Here is a 16,936-nt window from a genome sequence, read left to right as displayed (position 1 = left end):
TCAGTAGCGGTAGTGGTCCGGCTTGTACGGGCCCCCCACCGGGACCCCGATGTACGACGCCTGCTCCGGGCGGAGGGTCGTCAGGCGGACGCCGAGCGCGTCCAGGTGCAGGCGGGCGACCTTCTCGTCCAGATGCTTGGGGAGGGTGTACACGCCGACGGGGTAGTCGGACGTCTTCGTGAAGAGCTCGATCTGCGCGAGGGTCTGGTCGGCGAAGGAGTTCGACATCACGAAGGACGGGTGGCCGGTCGCGTTGCCGAGGTTCAGCAGGCGGCCCTCGGACAGGACGATGACGACCTTGCCGTCCTCGAAGGTCCAGGTGTGGACCTGCGGCTTGACCTCGTCCTTCACGATCCCGGGGATCCTCGCCAGGCCGGCCATGTCGATCTCGTTGTCGAAGTGGCCGATGTTGCCGACGATCGCCTGGTGCTTCATGCGGGCGATGTCGGACGCCATGATGATGTCCTTGTTGCCGGTGGTGGTGATGAAGATGTCGGCCGTCTCCACGACGTCCTCCAGGGTGGCGACCTGGTAGCCGTCCATCGCCGCCTGGAGCGCGCAGATCGGGTCGATCTCGGTGACGATCACCCGGGCGCCCTGGCCGCGGAGGGACTCCGCAGAGCCCTTGCCGACGTCGCCGTAGCCGCAGACCACGGCCGTCTTGCCGCCGATGAGGACGTCCGTCGCGCGGTTGATGCCGTCGACGAGCGAGTGGCGGCAGCCGTACTTGTTGTCGAACTTCGACTTGGTCACGGCGTCGTTCACGTTGATCGCGGGGAAGAGGAGCGCGCCCTCGCGGTGCATCTCGTACAGGCGGTGGACACCCGTCGTGGTCTCCTCCGTCACCCCGCGGATGCCGGTGGCGAGGGTCGACCAGTCGAGCGGGCTGTTCTCCAGCAGGGCGCGCATGACGGCGAGTTCCTCGTTGGCGGCCTCCGGCAGCTTGCCGGTCTTCTGGTACTCGACGCCCCGGTGGACCAGGACCGTGGCGTCACCGCCGTCGTCGAGGATCATGTTGGGACCGTCGGCGTCCGGCCAGGTCAGCGCCTGCTCCGTGCACCACCAGTACTCCTCCAGGGTCTCGCCCTTCCAGGCGAAGACCGGGATGCCGGCGGCGGCGATCGCGGCGGCCGCGTGGTCCTGCGTCGAGTAGATGTTGCAGGAGACCCAGCGGACCTCGGCGCCGAGCGCGACGAGGGTCTCGATGAGGACGGCCGTCTGCACGGTCATGTGGAGGGAGCCGGTGATGCGGGCGCCGGCGAGCGGCTGCGTCTCCGCGTACTCGCGGCGGATGGACATCAGGCCCGGCATCTCGTGCTCGGCGAGCGTGATCTCCTTGCGGCCGAAGGCGGCCAGGGAGAGGTCGGCGACCTTGTGGTCCGTGAAGGTGTCAGACATGGACAACGCTCCTCGCGCTCATGATGGTTCGGTGGATTTCCAGGGCCGCCGTCGACCTGTTCAGCGTGATGTGGTGCAGGCCCGGCGCGCCCTCGTCGAGCAGCCGCAGGCCCATCGCGGTCGCGTGCTCGACGCCGATGCGGTACGCCGCCGCCGGGTCGTCCTTCGCCGCCTCCAGGCGGTGCGCCAGGTCCTCGGGGAACGCGGCGTCGCTGAGCTCCGCGAAGCGCCGGATCTGGCGTACGTCGGTGGCCGGCATGATCTCCGGGATGATCGGGGTGTCGCAGCCGGCGGCCGCGACCCGGTCCCGCAGCCGCAGATAGTCCTCCGGGTCGAAGAACATCTGCGTGATGGCGTAGTCGGCGCCCGCCCGGCACTTGGCCACGAAGTGCGCCAGGTCGTCGGCCGGACCCGCCGACCTCGGGTGACCCTCGGGGAAGGCCGCCACGCCGATCCGGAAGTCGCCCGACGACCGCACCAGTTCGACCAGTTCACGGGCGTACGTGAATCCCCGCGGGTGCGGTGTCCACGGGCCGCGCGGGTCGCCGGGCGGGTCGCCGCGCAGGACCAGGACGTCCCGTACCCCGGCGTCCGCGTACGCGCCGATGATCGACCGCAGTTCGGCGACCGAGTGGCCGACGGCCGTCAGGTGGGCGACCGGGCGCAGGGTCGTCTCGGTGGCGATCCGCTTGGTCACCTCGATGGTCCGGTCGCGGGACGAGCCGCCCGCGCCGTACGTCACCGAGACGAAGTCCGGGGACAGGGCCTCGACCCGGCGGATCGCCTCCCACAGCGTCCGCTCCCCCTTGTCCGTCTTCGGCGGGAAGAACTCGAAGGAGAACGTCGGGTCCACGGCGGTCGGGCTCATCTGCGGCCTCCCGCGTTGAAGTAGCCCGCCTCCGGGTGGTGGACGACGATCGCGTCCGTCGACTGCTCGGGGTGCAGCTGGTACTCCTCCGACAGCTCCACCCCGATCCGCTCCGGGCGCAGCAGGGCGGCGATCTTCGCCCGGTCCTCCAGGTCGGGGCAGGCCGGGTAGCCGAGCGAGTAGCGGCAGCCCTGGTACTCGGTGCGGAGCATGCCGTCCAGGGACGCCGGCTCCGAGGAGCCCGCGATGCCCCAGTCGGCGCGCACCCGCGCATGCCAGTACTCGGCCAGCGCCTCCGCCAGCTGAACGGAGAGGCCGTGCAGTTCGAGGTAGTCCCGGTAGGCGTCGGCGGCGAAGAGCTTCGCCGTCTCCTCGCCGATCCGGGAGCCGACGGTGACCACCTGCATCGCGACGGCGTCGATCTCGCCGGAGTCCTCGGCGCGGTGGAAGTCGGCCAGGCAGAGGCGGCGGCCCCGCTGCTGTCGGGGGAAGGTGAAGCGGGTCCGCTCGCCTCCGTCCTCGTCCAGGACGATCAGGTCGTCGCCCTTGGACACACAGGGGAACCAGCCGTGGACGACGGCTGCTTCGAGGAGGTGGTCCGTCTGGAGGCGGTCGAGCCAGGCGCGCAGCCGGGGCCGGCCCTCCGTCTCGATGGTCTCGGTGTCCTTGAGGCCCCACTGGCCCTTGAAGAGGGCGGTCTCGTCGAGCCAGGGGGCGTACTCGGCGAGCTGGATGCCCTTGACGACCCTGGTCCCTAGGAAGGGGGGCTCGGGTACCGGGTTGTCGGTGGCGACGTCGGAGCGGCCGGCCGGCTCGGGTTCCCGGACCTCCGCCGCGAGCAGCGGGGTCTCGCGCCTGGGAACACGGCGCTGCTTGAGCGGGGGCAGTACGGCCCCGGGCACGCCGCGCTTGACGCCCATGAGGGCGTCCATGAGGCGCAGGCCCTCGAAGGCGTCGCGGGCGTAGCGCACCTCGCCCTGGTAGATCTCGTGCAGGTCCTGTTCGACGTACGCCCTGGTGAGGGCGGCGCCGCCGAGAATCACGGGGAAGCGCTCTGCGAGGCCGCGGCCGTTCAGCTCCTGGAGGTTCTCCTTCATGATCACGGTGGATTTCACGAGGAGGCCGGACATGCCGATCACGTCGGCGCGGTGTTCCTCCGCCGCTTCCAGGATGGCGGAGACGGGCTGCTTGATGCCGATGTTGACGACGTTGTAGCCGTTGTTGGAGAGGATGATGTCGACGAGGTTCTTGCCGATGTCGTGGACGTCGCCGCGGACGGTGGCCAGCACGATCGTGCCCTTGCCGACCTCGCCGTCGGCCGTGCTCTCCATGTGCGGTTCGAGGTGGGCCACCGCGGTCTTCATGACCTCGGCGGACTGCAGCACGAACGGCAGCTGCATCTGGCCCGAGCCGAACAGCTCGCCGACCGTCTTCATGCCGTCGAGCAGGATCTCGTTGACGATCTCCAGAGCGGGCCGGGACGTCAGGGCCTCGTCGAGGTCCGTCTCCAGGCCGTTCTTCTCGCCGTCGACGATCCGCCGCTTCAGACGCTCGTCGAGCGGCAGGGCGAGGAGCTCCTCTGTCTTGCCGGCCTTCAGGGACTTCGCCGTCGCGCCCTCGAACATCTCCAGGAAGCGCTGGAGCGGGTCGTAGCCCTCGCGGCGGCGGTCGTGGATCAGGTCGAGCGCGACCTGCACCTGCTCCGGCTCCAGGCGGGCGATCGGCAGGATCTTCGACGCGTGGACGATCGCCGAGTCCAGGCCCGCCTTCACGCACTCGTCGAGGAAGACCGAGTTGAGGACGATCCGCGCCGCCGGGTTCAGACCGAACGAGATGTTGGACAGGCCGAGGGTGGTCTGCACGTCCGGGTGGAGCCGCTTGAGCTCGCGGATCGCCTCGATCGTGTGGATGCCGTCCCTGCGGGACTCCTCCTGCCCGGTGCAGATGGTGAACGTGAGGGTGTCGATCAGGATGTCCGACTCCCTGATGCCCCAGTTCCCCGTCAGGTCCTCGATCAGCCGCTCGGCGACGGCCACCTTGTGCGCGACACTGCGGGCCTGGCCCTCCTCGTCGATGGTCAGCGCCATCAGGGCCGCGCCGTGCTCCTTCGCCAGGGCCGTGACCTGCGCGAACCGTGACTCGGGGCCGTCGCCGTCCTCGTAGTTGACCGAGTTGACGACCGCCCGGCCGCCGAGCTTCTCCAGGCCTGCCCGCAGCACCCCGGTCTCCGTCGAGTCGAGGACGATCGGCAGCGTCGAGGCCGTCGCGAACCGGCCGGCCAGCTCCGCCATGTCCGCGGTGCCGTCCCGGCCCACGTAGTCCACGCACAGGTCGAGCATGTGCGCGCCCTCGCGGATCTGGTCCCGCGCCATCTCGACGCAGTCGTCCCAGCGGCCGTCGAGCATCGCCTCGCGGAACTTCTTCGAGCCGTTGGCGTTGGTGCGCTCGCCGATCGCCAGGTACGCGGTGTCCTGGCGGAACGGCACGTGGCTGTAGAGCGAGGACGCGCCCGGCTCCGGTTCGGGCCGTCGGTCGAGGACGGCCGCGCCCCGCACCCGCTCCACGATCTCCCGCAGGTGCTCCGGGGTGGTACCGCAGCAGCCGCCGACCAGCGCCGGGCCGTACTCGCGGACGAACGCCTCCTGCGCGTCGGCCAGTTCGGCCGGCGACAGCGGGTAGTGGGCGCCGTCGGAGGTGAGGACGGGCAGCCCGGCGTTGGGCATGACCGAGATCGGGATACGGGCGTGCCGGGAGAGGTGCCGCAGGTGCTCGGTCATCTCGGCCGGGCCCGTGGCGCAGTTCAGGCCGATCATGTCGATGCCGAGCGGCTCCAGGGCGGTCAGCGCCGCACCGATCTCGGAGCCGAGCAGCATCGTGCCCGTCGTCTCCACGGTCACCTGCACGATGACCGGCAGGTCCACGCCGACCCAGTCCAGGGCCCGGCGGGCGCCGATGACGGCCGCCTTCGTCTGGAGGAGGTCCTGCGAGGTGTCGATGAGCAGGGCGTCGGCGCCGCCCCGGATCAGGCCCTCCGCGTTCTGCCGGAAGGCCTCGCGCAGCGGCTCGTACGTGACGTGGCCCAGGGTCGGCAGTTTCGTACCGGGGCCCATGGAGCCGAGGACCCAGCGGGGGCGCCCGTCGGCGGCCGTGTGCGCGTCCGCCGCGGCGCGGGCGATCCGGGCACCTGCCTCGGACAGCTCGTACACCTGGTGCTCGATGCCGTACTCGGCGAGCGCGGCCAGGTTCGCCCCGAAGGTGTTGGTCTCGACGCAGTCCACGCCCACCGAGAAGTAGGCGTCGTGGACGGCGGCGACGATGTCGGGGCGCGTGAGGTTGAGGATCTCGTTGCAGCCTTCGAGGTTCCGGAAGTCGTCCAGCGTCGGGTCGGCGGCCTGGAGCATCGTGCCCATCGCCCCGTCGGCCACCACGACCCGCCGCCCGAACTCCTCCCGCAGGGACCTCCGTACGACGGTCACGTGAGCCCCCTCAGACGGGTGACGAGCGTGGCGGCGCAGCCGACGCCGTACGTCGTCCTGATCCGGTCCAGGAGCGGGTCCCGGTGCAGCCGGTACTCCTGCGTCCCCACGTAGTCGAGGACGGTCGCGGCCACCGCGCAGCCCAGCTGCGCCGCGCACCGCTCCGGGACGCCCCAGAGCCACCCGGCGAGGAAGCCGGACCGGAAGGCGTCGCCCACGCCCGTCGGGTCGACGACGGCCGCGACCTCCACGGCCGGCACGGCGAGCGGCTCGCGGCCCTCGCCCCGGATGCGGACGCCGGCCTCGCCGTGGGTGGTGACCCAGGTGCCGACCCGGCGCAGCACGTCCGCCTCGGTCCAGCCGGTCTTCTCCAGGAGGAGCGCCGTCTCGTACTCGTTGGTGAACAGGAACCGCGCCCCGTCCACCAGCTCCCGCACCTGCGCGCCGGCGAGCCGGGCCAGCTGCTGCGACGGATCGGCGGCGAAGGGAATCCCCAGGTCACGGCAGGTGCGGGTGTGCCGCAGCATGGCCTCGGGGTCGTCCGGGGAGACCAGGACCAGTTCCAGCCGGCCGGTGCGCGCCACGACCTCCCGCAGGTCGATCCCGCGCGCCTCGGCCATCGCCCCCGCGTAGAAGGTGGCGATCTGGTTCTGGGCCCGGTCGGTCGTACAGACGAACCGGGCGGTGTGGAGCGACTCGCTGACGCGCACCGAGTCGGTGTCCACACCGTGGTCCTTCAGCCAGACCCGGTACGGCTCGAAGTCGGCGCCGACCGCGCCCACGAGGGCGGGACGGAGGCCGAGGACACCGAGTCCGAAGGCGATGTTCGCTGCCACTCCGCCACGCCTGACCTCCAGGTTGTCGGCGAGGAACGACAGGGAGACCCGGTCGAGCCGGTCGGCGAGCAGCTGCTCGCTGAACCAGCCGGGGAAGGTCATCAGATGGTCGGTCGCGATGGATCCCGTGACAGCGATACGCACGGCCTACTCCCCCGCTGCCTTCTTCAGGGCCTCCACGCGGTCCGTGCGCTCCCAGGTGAACTCGGGGAGCTCGCGGCCGAAGTGACCGTACGCCGCCGTCTTCGCGTAGATCGGCCGCTTGAGGTCCAGGTCGCGGATGATCGCCGCGGGCCGCAGGTCGAAGACCGCGCCGACGGCCTCCTGGATCCGCTCGTCCGGCAGGGTGCCCGTGCCGAAGGTCTCCACGAAGAGACCGACCGGCTCGGCCTTGCCGATGGCGTACGCCACCTGCACCTCGCAGCGGCGGGCGAGACCGGCCGCGACGACGTTCTTCGCGACCCAGCGCATCGCGTACGCCGCCGACCGGTCGACCTTCGACGGGTCCTTGCCGGAGAAGGCGCCGCCGCCGTGCCGGGCCATCCCGCCGTACGTGTCGATGATGATCTTCCGGCCGGTGAGTCCCGCGTCGCCCATCGGGCCGCCGACCTCGAAGCGCCCGGTCGGGTTGACCAGGAGCCGGTAGCCGTCGGACTCCAGGCTGACGCCCTCCTCGACCAGCTCCTTGAGGACGTGCTCGACGACGTACTCGCGCACGTCCGGGGTGAGCAGGCCCTCGACGGAGATGTCGGCCGCGTGCTGCGAGGAGACGACGACCGTGTCGAGGCGGACCGGGCGGTCCCCGTCGTACTCGATGGTGACCTGGGTCTTCCCGTCCGGGCGCAGGTAGGGCACGGTGCCGTTCCTGCGGACCTCGGTGAGGCGGCGGGAGAGCCGGTGGGCGAGCGCGATCGGCAGCGGCATCAGCTCGGCCGTGTCGTCGCAGGCGTACCCGAACATCAGGCCCTGGTCGCCGGCGCCCTGCGCGGCCAGCTCGGCGTCCTCCCCCTCCGGGGAGGCTCCCCCGACCCGGGACTCGTACGCCGTGTCCACGCCCTGCGCGATGTCCGGCGACTGGGCGCCGATGGACACCGAGACGCCGCAGGAGGCGCCGTCGAAGCCCTTCGCCGAGGAGTCGTAGCCGATGTCGAGGACGGCCTCGCGCACCAGCTTCGCTATCGGCGCGTACGCCGTCGTGGTCACCTCGCCGGCGATGTGCACGAGACCCGTGGTGATCAGGGTCTCCACCGCGACCCGCGAGGACGGGTCCTCGGCGAGCAGGGCGTCGAGGATGGTGTCGCTGATCCGGTCGGCGATCTTGTCGGGGTGTCCCTCGGTCACCGATTCCGAGGTGAAGAGGCGGCGGCTCATGCCTGGGCCTCCACCGGGGTCTTGAAGAAGTGCTCCTCGATGGCGCCGAGGGTGCGGATGGACTCGACCTCGAGGGTCTCCATCTGGATCGCCGTGCCGCTCTCCTGCTCCAGGAGGAAGACGAACTCGACGAAGGACAGCGAGTCGATGAGCCGGTTCTCGATCAGGTCGAGGTCGGAGGCGATGTCGTCGCGCTCGGGGTGACGCTCGAGGATCCAGTTCTTCACCGTCTGCAGGCCGTCGGCCATGGGTTGCTCTCCTTTAGCTGCTCATGGATGGGTGTGTCGGCGCGATGATCGGTGCGGCCACCGCCACCGCGTAGTCCACGTCGTGGCTGATGGACACGGTGATCTCGGTGATGCCGGACTCGGCGGCCATATCGGCGGCCGCCCGGTGCAGTTCCACGAGCGGCCAGCCGCCCTCGGAACGCCGCACCACGATGTCCGGCCAGGGCAGGAACCTGCCCCTGACCCGTAAGGTCTTGAAGGCCGCTTCCTTGGCCGCGATCCGCCCGCACAGGCTCAGTACGTCGAGCCCGGAGGAGGTACGGCAGTCGGCGAGCTCGCCGGGGGTGAGCATCCGCTCGAAGAACCGCTCCCCGTACTGGGCGAGGAGCCTGCGGACACGGTTGACGGACACGATGTCCATGCCGAGGTTCGCCCACCCCAGGCCGCCCGCCGGCGGGGCGGCGGGACGGGCCGGCACGTCAGATCACCGGCCCGGCCGCGCCACTCGCCCCGGCCCGCGTGCGGGCGTTCGCGTCGAGCACCGCCTCGGTCGCCGCCTGCCAGCCGCCGTGGCGGCGGGTCAGCGCGGACAGCCAGCGTTCGAGGCCGAAGGCGACGCAGCTGGTGAAGGCCGGTCCGCCGGTCGACTCCAGGGTGATGGCGCAGCGGTCGCCGAAGAAGTTCCGGTGCGTGTTGACCGAGGCGATCGCCAGGTCCTCGTACAGGAACTCGTACTTCACCGGGGTGAGGCGCTGGAGCAGCGCCTTCGAGCCGCCCTTGTCGAAGAAGGGGTCGCAGGCGGCCTCCCTGCGCAGCGGCAGGTCGAGCGCCGCGGCGAAGGACCGGATGCGGGCGGTGAAGTCGGCGAGGTGCGCCTCGGCGTGCTCGCGCGTGCCGATGGCGACGATCTCCCGCATGCGGAAGCCTAGTTGGCGTCGCATGCCCTCGTAGTGGGTCTCCTTGCGGAAGCACCAGGAGCAGATCGTGACGAGGGTGTCGTCGGCGACCCGGGTGCCCTGGTGGTCGAGGTAGACGGCGTAGCAGGACGCGGAGGGCAGTCCGAGGCCCGCCGGTTCGAGGGCGGCGGCGGGCCACTGCCCGTGCTCGCGGTCGAAGGTGGTGGTGAGGCGTCCTTCCAGGTCGAGCGGGGCGGCGAGGACGGCCTGGTGCGGGAAGTTGTCGTAGTAGTCCAGCTTCGCCAGGTCGGCGGCCGGCAGGAGCGGGGGCATGGTCATCGGGCGGGCGCCCGCGGCCACGCCCCAGCTCTCGAAGGTGTCGTCGAGGAGCCGCAGCAGGCGGGTCCCCTCCGGCCCGAGCGAGGGGAGTCCCCTCGTCGAGCCCACGTTCTCCCCGCTGTGCGCGGGGGTCGTCACGGTCATGATCTCTTCACCTCTCGGGTGGGAGGTTCCGGTCCCGGCCGCTCAGACGACGGGCAGGGTGTCGTCGGAGAAGATCCCGGTCTTCAGGAAGAAGGCGAGCGGCTTGCGGATCGCCTTGCGCTCGTGGGGGCGGCGGCTCTCGTCGGCGACCAGCGCGTTGCGCAGGGCCAGCGGATCGGGGATGCCGGCGTCGCGGTACACGTGGGGGTTGTAGAGGGAGTTGACGCTGTAGACGACGTACCGCTTGAGGTACGCCTCCACCTCACGGACCCGCTCGGCGCTCACCGCCTGGCACATCCGGCCGTACAGCAGGGAGACCAGCTCGCGCCCGAAGGCGATGTGCCGGGACTCGTCCTGGTGGTGGATGCGGTTGACCTCGCGGATGGTGTGGCAGAGCGAGGTGTCCTTCGCCATCCGGGAGTTGTAGTGGTCGACGAGCTCCTCGAAGAAGAGGATGCGGGTGAAGACGAGGAAGTTCTCGACCTCGGGCTCCCAGGCGGCGTCGGCGCGCATGGCGGTGGAGCCGTAGATCTTGTGGCCGTAGCGGCGGCAGAACTCGGAGAAGAACCACATGTGTTCGTTCTCCTCACCGATGAAGTGGTGGAAGAAGTCCGAGGGCACCTCGAAGCCGGGCATGTGGATGCGGCCGACGACCTCGATGAGGAGCTCGCGGATGCCGTGCACGTTGAGGCTGTAGAAGTTGACGGACTCCCACTTCGACAGGCGCTGAAGCGTTTCCTCGCCGAGGGCGTCGTAGTGCCGGGTGCCGTAGACGGTGAGCAGCTCCGGGGTCATCCAGAAGCGGTTCTCCTCCAGCGTCTCGGGCCACTGGAAGGTCTGGTACGGGTTGTAGTAGTCCTCGACGGAGCGCTCGCTGAGCCGCTCCAGGACCTCCATGAACCGGTCGGTGACGGGCAGGGGGGCGGTGGCGCCCATGATGGTTCCTCCAGGCTTCGGTCGTTCAGGGCCGGACTTCGTAGACCGCGTTCACCGGGGTCTCGGTGGCACGCCGCCAGCGGGTGAAGCCGGCCTCCTCCGCGATGGCCCGGAAGGCCTTCTCACCGGAGTGGTTGCCGAGTGCGTGCGGGCCGCGCTGGGCGACCGCGACGGGCAGGCACATGACGGCGGACAGGGCCATGAACATGCGGGCGGCGGGCGTCTGCACGTCGATGTCCTGCGGGGAGACGTTCGACTCGACGAGCATCCACGTGCCGTCCGCGTCCAGGGACTTGTGGACGTGCTGGGCGGCGGCGACCGGGTCGCCCATGTCGTGCAGGGCGTTGAAGAAGCAGACCAGGTCGTAACCGGAGCCGGGGTAGTCGTCGGCCGAGGCGACCTCGAAGACGACCCGCTCGGAGAGGCCCGCCTCCTCGGCGAGCTCCCGGGCGATCGAGATGGCCTCCTCCGAGTAGTCGAAGCCGTGCACGGTGGCGTGCGGGAAGGCCTTCGCGATGAGCAGCGTGGTGTGGCCGACGCCGCAGCCCACGTCGGCGACGGTGCCGCCGGCGGCGAGCTTGCCGGTGACCTGGTGGAGGGCGGGCAGCCAGTCGGCGACGAGCTTGTGCTCGTACGTCGGCTGGAAGAAGGAGCCCATGCCGGTGTCGAGGGCCGCGTCGTGCTCGGCCCAGCCGACCCCGTCACCGGTGCGGTACGCCTCCACGAGCAGGTCCTCGGTGGCGTACAGCGCCTTGAGGGCGGTGAAGAACCCGGCGGCGTACGTGACGGCCTTCGGGTCCGCGAGCACCTCGACGTGGTCCGCGGGGAGCGTGTACGTGAGGGAGCTGGGGTGCCGCTCGACGTATCCGGCGGACAGCTGGGCGTGCAGCCACTCCTCGATGTACCGCTCGTTCGTGCCGGTCGCCTCCGCGAGCGCGGCGGAGGTGAGCGGGGCCCGTTCGGCCAGCGCCCGGTAGAGGCCGAGGCGCTGTCCGAGGGAGACGGTCAGGCCGCGGACGGCCGCTCCGGCGTCGGTGATGACCCTCTGGTGGAAGTCGTGGGCGCTCACGCGGCCACCTCCTCGTAGCCGTTCCCGCCCGGCAGGTCGCACGTGCTGTGCCGGCCCGGGGGACGACCCCCGGACCCCCGGTGGGCGCTCACGCGGCCACCTCCTCGTAGCCGTTCCCGCCCGGCAGGTCGCACGTGCTGTGCCGACCCGGGGGACGACCCCCGGACCCCCGGTGGGCGCTCACGCGGCCACCCCCTCGTATCCGTTCCCGCCCGGCAGGTCGCACGTGAACAGGAAGGAGCGGGGCACGCGCGGGACCGAGCGGGCCGGTACCGGGTAGGGCCAGCGGCCGAAGTCGGCGCCGTCCTCACCGGGCTGCCTGACCTCGCGTACGGCCCAGCCGCAGTCGGCGAGCAGCGCCTCGGGCTCCTCGGTGCCGAAGAGCCACGGGTTGCCGTCCTCGTCCAGGGCCTTCATGAACCCGCGGGCGAGCGGGTTCTCCAGGGCGGCCTTCGAGATGACGTCGCCGAGCAGCACGGAGCCGGGGGCGGCGTGCGCGGAGAGCGTCGACATGAGGGTCCGTACGGCCTGCTCGGGGAGGAAGAAGAGCAGTCCCTCCACCACCCACAGGACGGGCTCCTCGCTCTTCCAGCCCGCCTCCTTGAGGGGGCCGGTCCAGTCCTGGGTGAGGTCGACGGGGACGGTGATCCGGTCGCGCCCGGCCGGCTTCGGCTCCTTCGCCAGCATCTCGGCCTTGGCCTCAAGGAGGGCCGGGCGGTCGAGCTCGTAGACGGTGACACCGTCGGGCCAGGGCAGCCGGAAGAAGCGGGTGTCCATGCCGGCGGCGAGGAGGACGACCTGGCGGATGCCCCGCTCCTCCACGGCCCGGATGATGGCGCGGTCGAGGTAGGTGGTGCGGATGGCGAGGAACGGCACGGTGCCGCCGCCCGCGTAGCGCTCGAGCAGTTCGAAGCCGATCTGGTCGGCGACGGTGCGCGCGTAGGGATCGGCGAACAGCCGGTCCTCGCGCTCGGTCTCCAGGGCGCGCGCGGCGGCGGTCCACTGGGCGGTGCGGGATACGGCCTCCACAGGAGGTCCCCCCTTCACTTCGGTGGATGTACGGGCATACGGACGGCCGTGTTCGGGGGCCCGACGAAGGACGGTTCGTCAGGCGCTCATGACCGGGACACAGGTCTTGGCCGGTCGCCCACAGGCGACGGGGTCCTCGGCCGCGGGCATCGACGACAGATGGTCGGCCTCGGAGTCGGCGGGGCGCCGGCGGAAGATGCTGTGCAGGATCATGCTGAACACGGCCGTCCCGTCGGAGGCCACCAGAGTGCACCGCGGTTTCACGGTGCCGGTGGCGGGATGGAACGGCGACGGGGTGGAGCCGAGGATCTCGACGCGCGCGGTGAGGACGTCGCCCGGGCGGACGGGCCGCAGGTAGCGGACCTCGTCGATGCCGGGCGAGCCCATACAGGCGCTGTAGGCGAGCAGTCCGTCGACGTAGCGGCGCATGAACATCGCCTGGGTGTGGAATCCGCTCGCGATCAGTCCGCGGAACGGCGACTGCTCCGCGCGCGCGGGGTCCGTGTGGAAGGGCTGCGGATCGAAGCGCCTGCCGAACTCCAGCACCTCCTCCGCCGTGACGGTGACGGCGCCCAGCTCGTGGACGTCGCCGGGCCGGAAGTCCTCGAAGTAGCGCATCGTGCGCCCCCCTTGACCTAGGAGTGGTGTTTCCCTGGCACACACCAATCTACGAATCAGTCATTTATTTTGTCAACCCAAAAGAAGACCCCAAGAGGCTTTGTCCGAGGGCCTGTTCGGCATCGGCCCACAGGTCCTCGACGTCCTCGATGCCGACCGACATCCGCACGAGCCCGGGGGCTATCCCCGCGGCCTCCAGGGCGGCCCCGTCGAGCTCCCGGTGGGACGTGGACGCCGGATGGGTCACGAGGGTCTCCACGCCGCCGAGGGAGAGCGCGAGCCGGGCCACCCGTACGCGCTCGATGAAGGCCCGGCCGGCCTCCCGGCCCCCCGTGAGCTCGAACGACAGCAGCCCGCCGCCGCCGTCCAGCACCGTGCGGGCGCGCTCGTACGAGGGGTGGCCGGCAAGCCACGGGTAGTGGACGGCCGAGACGCGGGGGTGGGCGGCGAGCCGCTCGGCGAGGACCGCGGCCCCGGCGCAGTGCGCGCGCATCCGCAGCGGCAGGGTGGGGATCCCGCGCAGGGTCAGCCAGGCGGCGAACGGGTCGGCGCAGGCGCCGAGTTCGACCGTGCGGGGCCAGATCCGGCGGCGCAGCTCGTCGTCGGCGAAGACGGCGGCGCCGCCGAGGACGTCCGAGTGCCCGGAGAGGTACTTGGTGGTGGAGTGGACGACGATGTCGGCACCGTGCTCCAGGGGGCGGCACAGGACGGGCGAGGCGAGGGAGTTGTCGACGAGGCCGACGACGCCGAGGGCGCGGGCCGCGGCAAGCAGTCCGGGCAGGTCGGGGACCTGCCCCGTGGGGTTGGCGATGGTCTCCAGGACGAGCAGCCGGGTGGCGGGGTGCGTGGCGGCGGCCTCGAACTCGGCCGGGTCGTCGCCGGAGATCCGTACGACCTCGATCCCGTACCGCTCGGCCAGGTCGGCGAGGACGGCATGGGTCCCGCCGTACAGGCAGCGCTGGGCCACCACGCGGTCGCCGGGGCGCAGCAGGGCGAGCAGGACGCCGCTGACGGCGCCCATCCCGGAGGCGAACGCGATGGCCCCGGCGCCGCCCTCAAGACCGGCGAGGGTCTGCTCAAGGGCCCGTACGGTCGGGTTGCCGCGGCGGCTGTAGACGTACGCCCCGTCGGGTCCCGCCATGGCGTCGGCGAGCCCGGCGGCCGACTCGAAGGCGAAGGCGGAGGACTGCACGAGGGGCACGGAGAGCGGCCGGCTGCCGGGCGGGAGCGGCTCGTTGACGACGTGGACGGCGCGGGTGCCGAGTTCCATGGCATTCCTTCCCTGGTACGGAGAAGGGGCCGCCCGACGTCCGGGAGGGACATCGGGCGGCCCCTCGGGGGCGGGCGTCAGGCGGTGACCTTCTCGCCCTGCGGCGCGGGGGCGGCGGCCTCGGACGCGACCGCCTTGTCGCTCTTCATCACGAGGAGGGTGATCACACCGCCGACGGCGGCGATGACCGCGGCGCCGACGAAGGCGGACGAGAAGCCGTCCGTCAGCTTCGGCAGGTTGCCGAGCTGGTCGGCGCCCTGGGACATGGCGACGGCGGTCAGCGCGGCGAGGCCGAGGGCGGAGCCGACGTTGTAGGTGGTGTTGACGATGCCGGAGGCGAGACCGGCCTGCTCCTGCGGGGCGCCGGACATGGCGGTCATCATCGTCGGGATGTAGGCGAGGGACATGCCGAGCGCGGCGACCAGCGAGGCCGGCAGGACGTCGACGAGGAAGGAGCCGGTGGGCGGGACGGCGGCGAGCCAGACCAGACCGGCGGCGAGGACCAGCAGGCCGCCGGCGATGAGCGGCTTGGCGCCGACCTTCATCATCAGCCGGGCCGTGATGGCCGTCATGAAGATCATGAGGAGCACGGTCATCGGGAGCAGGGCGGCACCGGACTCGAAGGCGCCGAAGCCCAGGACCTGCTGGAGGTACAGGTTGAGGAAGTACCACATCGGGATCCAGGCGGCGCCGAGCAGCGTCATGGCCAGGTTGGCCGAGCCGAGGCGCGGGACGCGCCACACGCTGAGCGGCATGAGCGGCTCGCTGATGCTCTTCTGGATCACGAAGAAGAGGATCAGGAGGGCGGCGGCGCCGATCAGCTGGAGGATCGTGCCGGTGGAGCCCCAGCCGACCTCGGGGGCGCGGACGACGGCGAAGACGGCGAGCGCGAGGCCGGCGGTGACGGCGACGGCGCCGAGGATGTCGACGGAGCCGCGGCGGGACTCGACGTTCGGCAGGAGCTTGGTGGCGGCGAGGGTCGCGAGGCCGATGGGGATGTAGACGATGAAGACCCACTGCCAGCTCATCCACTCGGTGAAGACACCGCCGAGGAAGACGCCCGCGGTTCCGCCGGCCGGGGCGGCGGCGCCGTAGAGCGCCATCGCCTTGCCGAGCTCCTTAGGGTCGTGCATGAAGAGGATCATCAGCAGGGTCATGGCGGAGGGCGCGATGAGCGCGCCGCCGACGCCCTGGACGGCGCGGCCCGCGATCTCGACCCAGGCGGTCTGCGCGGCGGCGGCGAGGACCGAGCCGGCGATCATGACGGCCCAGCCGGCGACGAAGATCCTGCGGGCTCCGACGAGGTCGGAGAGGCGTCCGCCGAGGAGCAGCAGCCCGCCGAAGACGATCACATAGGCGTTGAAGATCCACTGGAGCTCGCTCTGCGAGAAGCCCAGGTCCTTCTGCATCTCGGGGAGCGCGACCCCGATGATCGACGTGTCCATGATGACCATGAACTGTGCGGCGGCGAGCACGACAAGTGCCCACCAGCGCCGGGGATTGACGGTTGACATTGCCCTGACCCTTCACTCGCTGCGGCCCCCGAGCGGTCCCGACCGGGACTCGGGGCATACCCCTAGGGGGTACCTTTGCACAGCACCGTAGCATACCCATGGGGGGTATGTAAGAGTGAGGGGAAAGCGCTGCCGAGGACACGGGGTAAGCGGGCCTTCCGGCCCGCGAGCCGGGCAGAATGCCCTCATGACCGCCGAGGAACACCCCGAGCTGCTCCAGCGCTGGAACTCCACCCTGCACGCCGCCCGCGCCGGCCGCGAGGGCCCCGACCCCGCCCCGTACGGCCGCAACCTGCTGGCCCGATGGGCCGAGCCCCAGCGCCGCTACCACACGGTCGACCACCTCCGGGCGGTCCTCGCCCGGATCGACGAACTCACCGACCAGGGCGGCGAGGGCGGGGAGTTGGAGCTCGTACGGCTCGCCGCCTGGTTCCACGACGCCGTCTACCGCCCCGACCGCTCCGAGAACGAGGAGCGCTCGGCCGTCCTCGCCGAGAAGGCGCTCACCGAGGCCGGACTCACCCCGCACGAGGTCGCGGAGGTCGCCCGCCTGGTCCGCCTGACGGTCACTCACGACCCGGCCCCGGGCGACCTCAACGGCGAGACCCTCTGCGACGCCGACCTGGCGATCCTGGCCACCGACCCCGATACGTACAGGGGGTATGCGGCGGCGGTCCGCGAGGAGTACGGATTCGTCCCCGACGACGCCTTCCGCGCGGGTCGCGCGGCGGTCCTCCGCCAACTCCTCGACCTGCCCCGGCTTTTCCACACCCCTTACGGGGCGGCGGTCTGGGAGGGGAAGGCGCGGGAGAACCTGGAACGTGAACTCGCTGAACTTGCCGACATGTCAGGTACGGGGTGAGCACGAACACCGGCCGACGCCGAAATGTGACAAGGAACGACTTCTACCGCCGGTAAGATCATTTTCGTTTGTCTTCACCCGCG

At 71.1% G+C, this 16,936-nt stretch carries 15 protein-coding genes; 1 reads left to right on the top strand and 14 read right to left on the bottom strand.

The window, feature by feature from the left end:
• The 14 genes from ahcY to ACIP84_RS29495 all read right to left on the bottom strand — a co-directional run bounded on the left by ahcY (position 1) and on the right by ACIP84_RS29495 (position 15,991).
• The gene (gene ahcY, locus ACIP84_RS29560) at positions 1-1,398 is read right to left on the bottom strand and encodes an adenosylhomocysteinase (RefSeq protein WP_401801859.1); all 1,398 of its coding nucleotides are present in this window, start codon (positions 1,396-1,398) and stop codon (positions 1-3) included.
• A complete protein-coding gene (gene metF, locus ACIP84_RS29555) occupies positions 1,391-2,266 on the bottom strand; it encodes a methylenetetrahydrofolate reductase [NAD(P)H] (RefSeq protein ID WP_401801856.1) in 876 nt (291 codons plus the stop codon). The genes ahcY and metF overlap by 8 nt, the downstream gene beginning before the upstream one ends.
• Positions 2,263-5,742, bottom strand: a complete 3,480-nt coding sequence (gene metH, locus ACIP84_RS29550) for a methionine synthase (RefSeq protein WP_401801853.1) — start codon at positions 5,740-5,742, stop codon at positions 2,263-2,265. The genes metF and metH overlap by 4 nt, the downstream gene beginning before the upstream one ends.
• Entirely contained in the window at positions 5,739-6,722 is a 984-nt protein-coding gene (locus ACIP84_RS29545) for a carbohydrate kinase family protein (RefSeq protein ID WP_401801851.1), read from the bottom strand. Before ACIP84_RS29545 ends, metH begins: the two co-directional genes overlap by 4 nt.
• A 3-nt stretch (positions 6,723-6,725) precedes the next feature.
• Positions 6,726-7,949, bottom strand: a complete 1,224-nt coding sequence (gene metK, locus ACIP84_RS29540) for a methionine adenosyltransferase (RefSeq protein WP_401801848.1) — start codon at positions 7,947-7,949, stop codon at positions 6,726-6,728.
• Complete coding sequence (locus ACIP84_RS29535) at positions 7,946-8,197, bottom strand: acyl carrier protein (protein WP_355963891.1); 252 nt, start codon at positions 8,195-8,197, stop codon at positions 7,946-7,948. The genes metK and ACIP84_RS29535 overlap by 4 nt, the downstream gene beginning before the upstream one ends.
• Positions 8,198-8,210: 13 nt before the next feature.
• Positions 8,211-8,654 (bottom strand): holo-ACP synthase, encoded by a 444-nt coding sequence (gene acpS, locus ACIP84_RS29530; protein ID WP_401801845.1) that lies wholly within the window; start codon positions 8,652-8,654, stop codon positions 8,211-8,213.
• 1 nt (position 8,655) lies between these two features.
• Complete coding sequence (locus tag ACIP84_RS29525) at positions 8,656-9,555, bottom strand: hypothetical protein (RefSeq protein WP_401801842.1); 900 nt, start codon at positions 9,553-9,555, stop codon at positions 8,656-8,658.
• Between the two features lie 42 nt (positions 9,556-9,597).
• Positions 9,598-10,491: a diiron oxygenase gene (locus ACIP84_RS29520; protein WP_355963896.1), complete on the bottom strand. Its 894-nt coding sequence runs from the start codon at positions 10,489-10,491 to the stop codon at positions 9,598-9,600.
• 25 nt (positions 10,492-10,516) lie between these two features.
• On the bottom strand, positions 10,517-11,560 hold the full coding sequence (locus ACIP84_RS29515; protein WP_401801840.1) for a class I SAM-dependent methyltransferase: 1,044 nt from the start codon (positions 11,558-11,560) through the stop codon (positions 10,517-10,519).
• 180 nt (positions 11,561-11,740) lie between these two features.
• Positions 11,741-12,589, bottom strand: a complete 849-nt coding sequence (locus tag ACIP84_RS29510) for a class I SAM-dependent methyltransferase (RefSeq protein WP_401801838.1) — start codon at positions 12,587-12,589, stop codon at positions 11,741-11,743.
• 78 nt (positions 12,590-12,667) lie between these two features.
• Positions 12,668-13,207, bottom strand: coding sequence for a MaoC family dehydratase (locus ACIP84_RS29505; protein WP_355963901.1), 540 nt, complete (start codon positions 13,205-13,207; stop codon positions 12,668-12,670).
• Between the two features lie 64 nt (positions 13,208-13,271).
• Entirely contained in the window at positions 13,272-14,477 is a 1,206-nt protein-coding gene (locus ACIP84_RS29500; RefSeq protein ID WP_401801835.1) for a trans-sulfuration enzyme family protein, read from the bottom strand.
• A gap of 77 nt (positions 14,478-14,554) precedes the next feature.
• Positions 14,555-15,991 (bottom strand): MFS transporter, encoded by a 1,437-nt coding sequence (locus tag ACIP84_RS29495; RefSeq protein WP_401801832.1) that lies wholly within the window; start codon positions 15,989-15,991, stop codon positions 14,555-14,557.
• A gap of 187 nt (positions 15,992-16,178) precedes the next feature.
• Between ACIP84_RS29495 and ACIP84_RS29490 the strand changes: the two genes are divergently transcribed.
• On the top strand, positions 16,179-16,853 hold the full coding sequence (locus tag ACIP84_RS29490) for a hypothetical protein (RefSeq protein ID WP_401801829.1): 675 nt from the start codon (positions 16,179-16,181) through the stop codon (positions 16,851-16,853).
• Positions 16,854-16,936: the final 83 nt, after the last annotated feature.

The organism is Streptomyces sp. NPDC088707, assembly GCF_044752725.1.
Taxonomy (GTDB): Bacteria; Actinomycetota; Actinomycetes; order Streptomycetales; family Streptomycetaceae; genus Streptomyces.
This window is presented reverse-complemented; position numbering and strand designations above follow the sequence as displayed.

Bases quoted from the DNA above. Each gene is read 5' to 3' on its own strand.
- ACIP84_RS29535 (WP_355963891.1), bottom strand. From the start codon at position 8,197: ATGGCCGACGGCCTGCAGACGGTGAAGAACTGGATCCTCGAGCGTCAC.
- metK (WP_401801848.1), bottom strand. From the start codon at position 7,949: ATGAGCCGCCGCCTCTTCACCTCGGAATCGGTGACCGAGGGACACCCC.
- ACIP84_RS29490 (WP_401801829.1), top strand. From the start codon at position 16,179: ATGACCGCCGAGGAACACCCCGAGCTGCTCCAGCGCTGGAACTCCACC.
- ACIP84_RS29525 (WP_401801842.1), bottom strand. From the start codon at position 9,555: ATGACCGTGACGACCCCCGCGCACAGCGGGGAGAACGTGGGCTCGACG.
- ACIP84_RS29495 (WP_401801832.1), bottom strand. From the start codon at position 15,991: ATGTCAACCGTCAATCCCCGGCGCTGGTGGGCACTTGTCGTGCTCGCC.
- ACIP84_RS29520 (WP_355963896.1), bottom strand. From the start codon at position 10,491: ATGGGCGCCACCGCCCCCCTGCCCGTCACCGACCGGTTCATGGAGGTC.
- ACIP84_RS29500 (WP_401801835.1), bottom strand. From the start codon at position 14,477: ATGGAACTCGGCACCCGCGCCGTCCACGTCGTCAACGAGCCGCTCCCG.
- ahcY (WP_401801859.1), bottom strand. From the start codon at position 1,398: ATGTCTGACACCTTCACGGACCACAAGGTCGCCGACCTCTCCCTGGCC.
- ACIP84_RS29505 (WP_355963901.1), bottom strand. From the start codon at position 13,207: ATGCGCTACTTCGAGGACTTCCGGCCCGGCGACGTCCACGAGCTGGGC.
- metF (WP_401801856.1), bottom strand. From the start codon at position 2,266: ATGAGCCCGACCGCCGTGGACCCGACGTTCTCCTTCGAGTTCTTCCCG.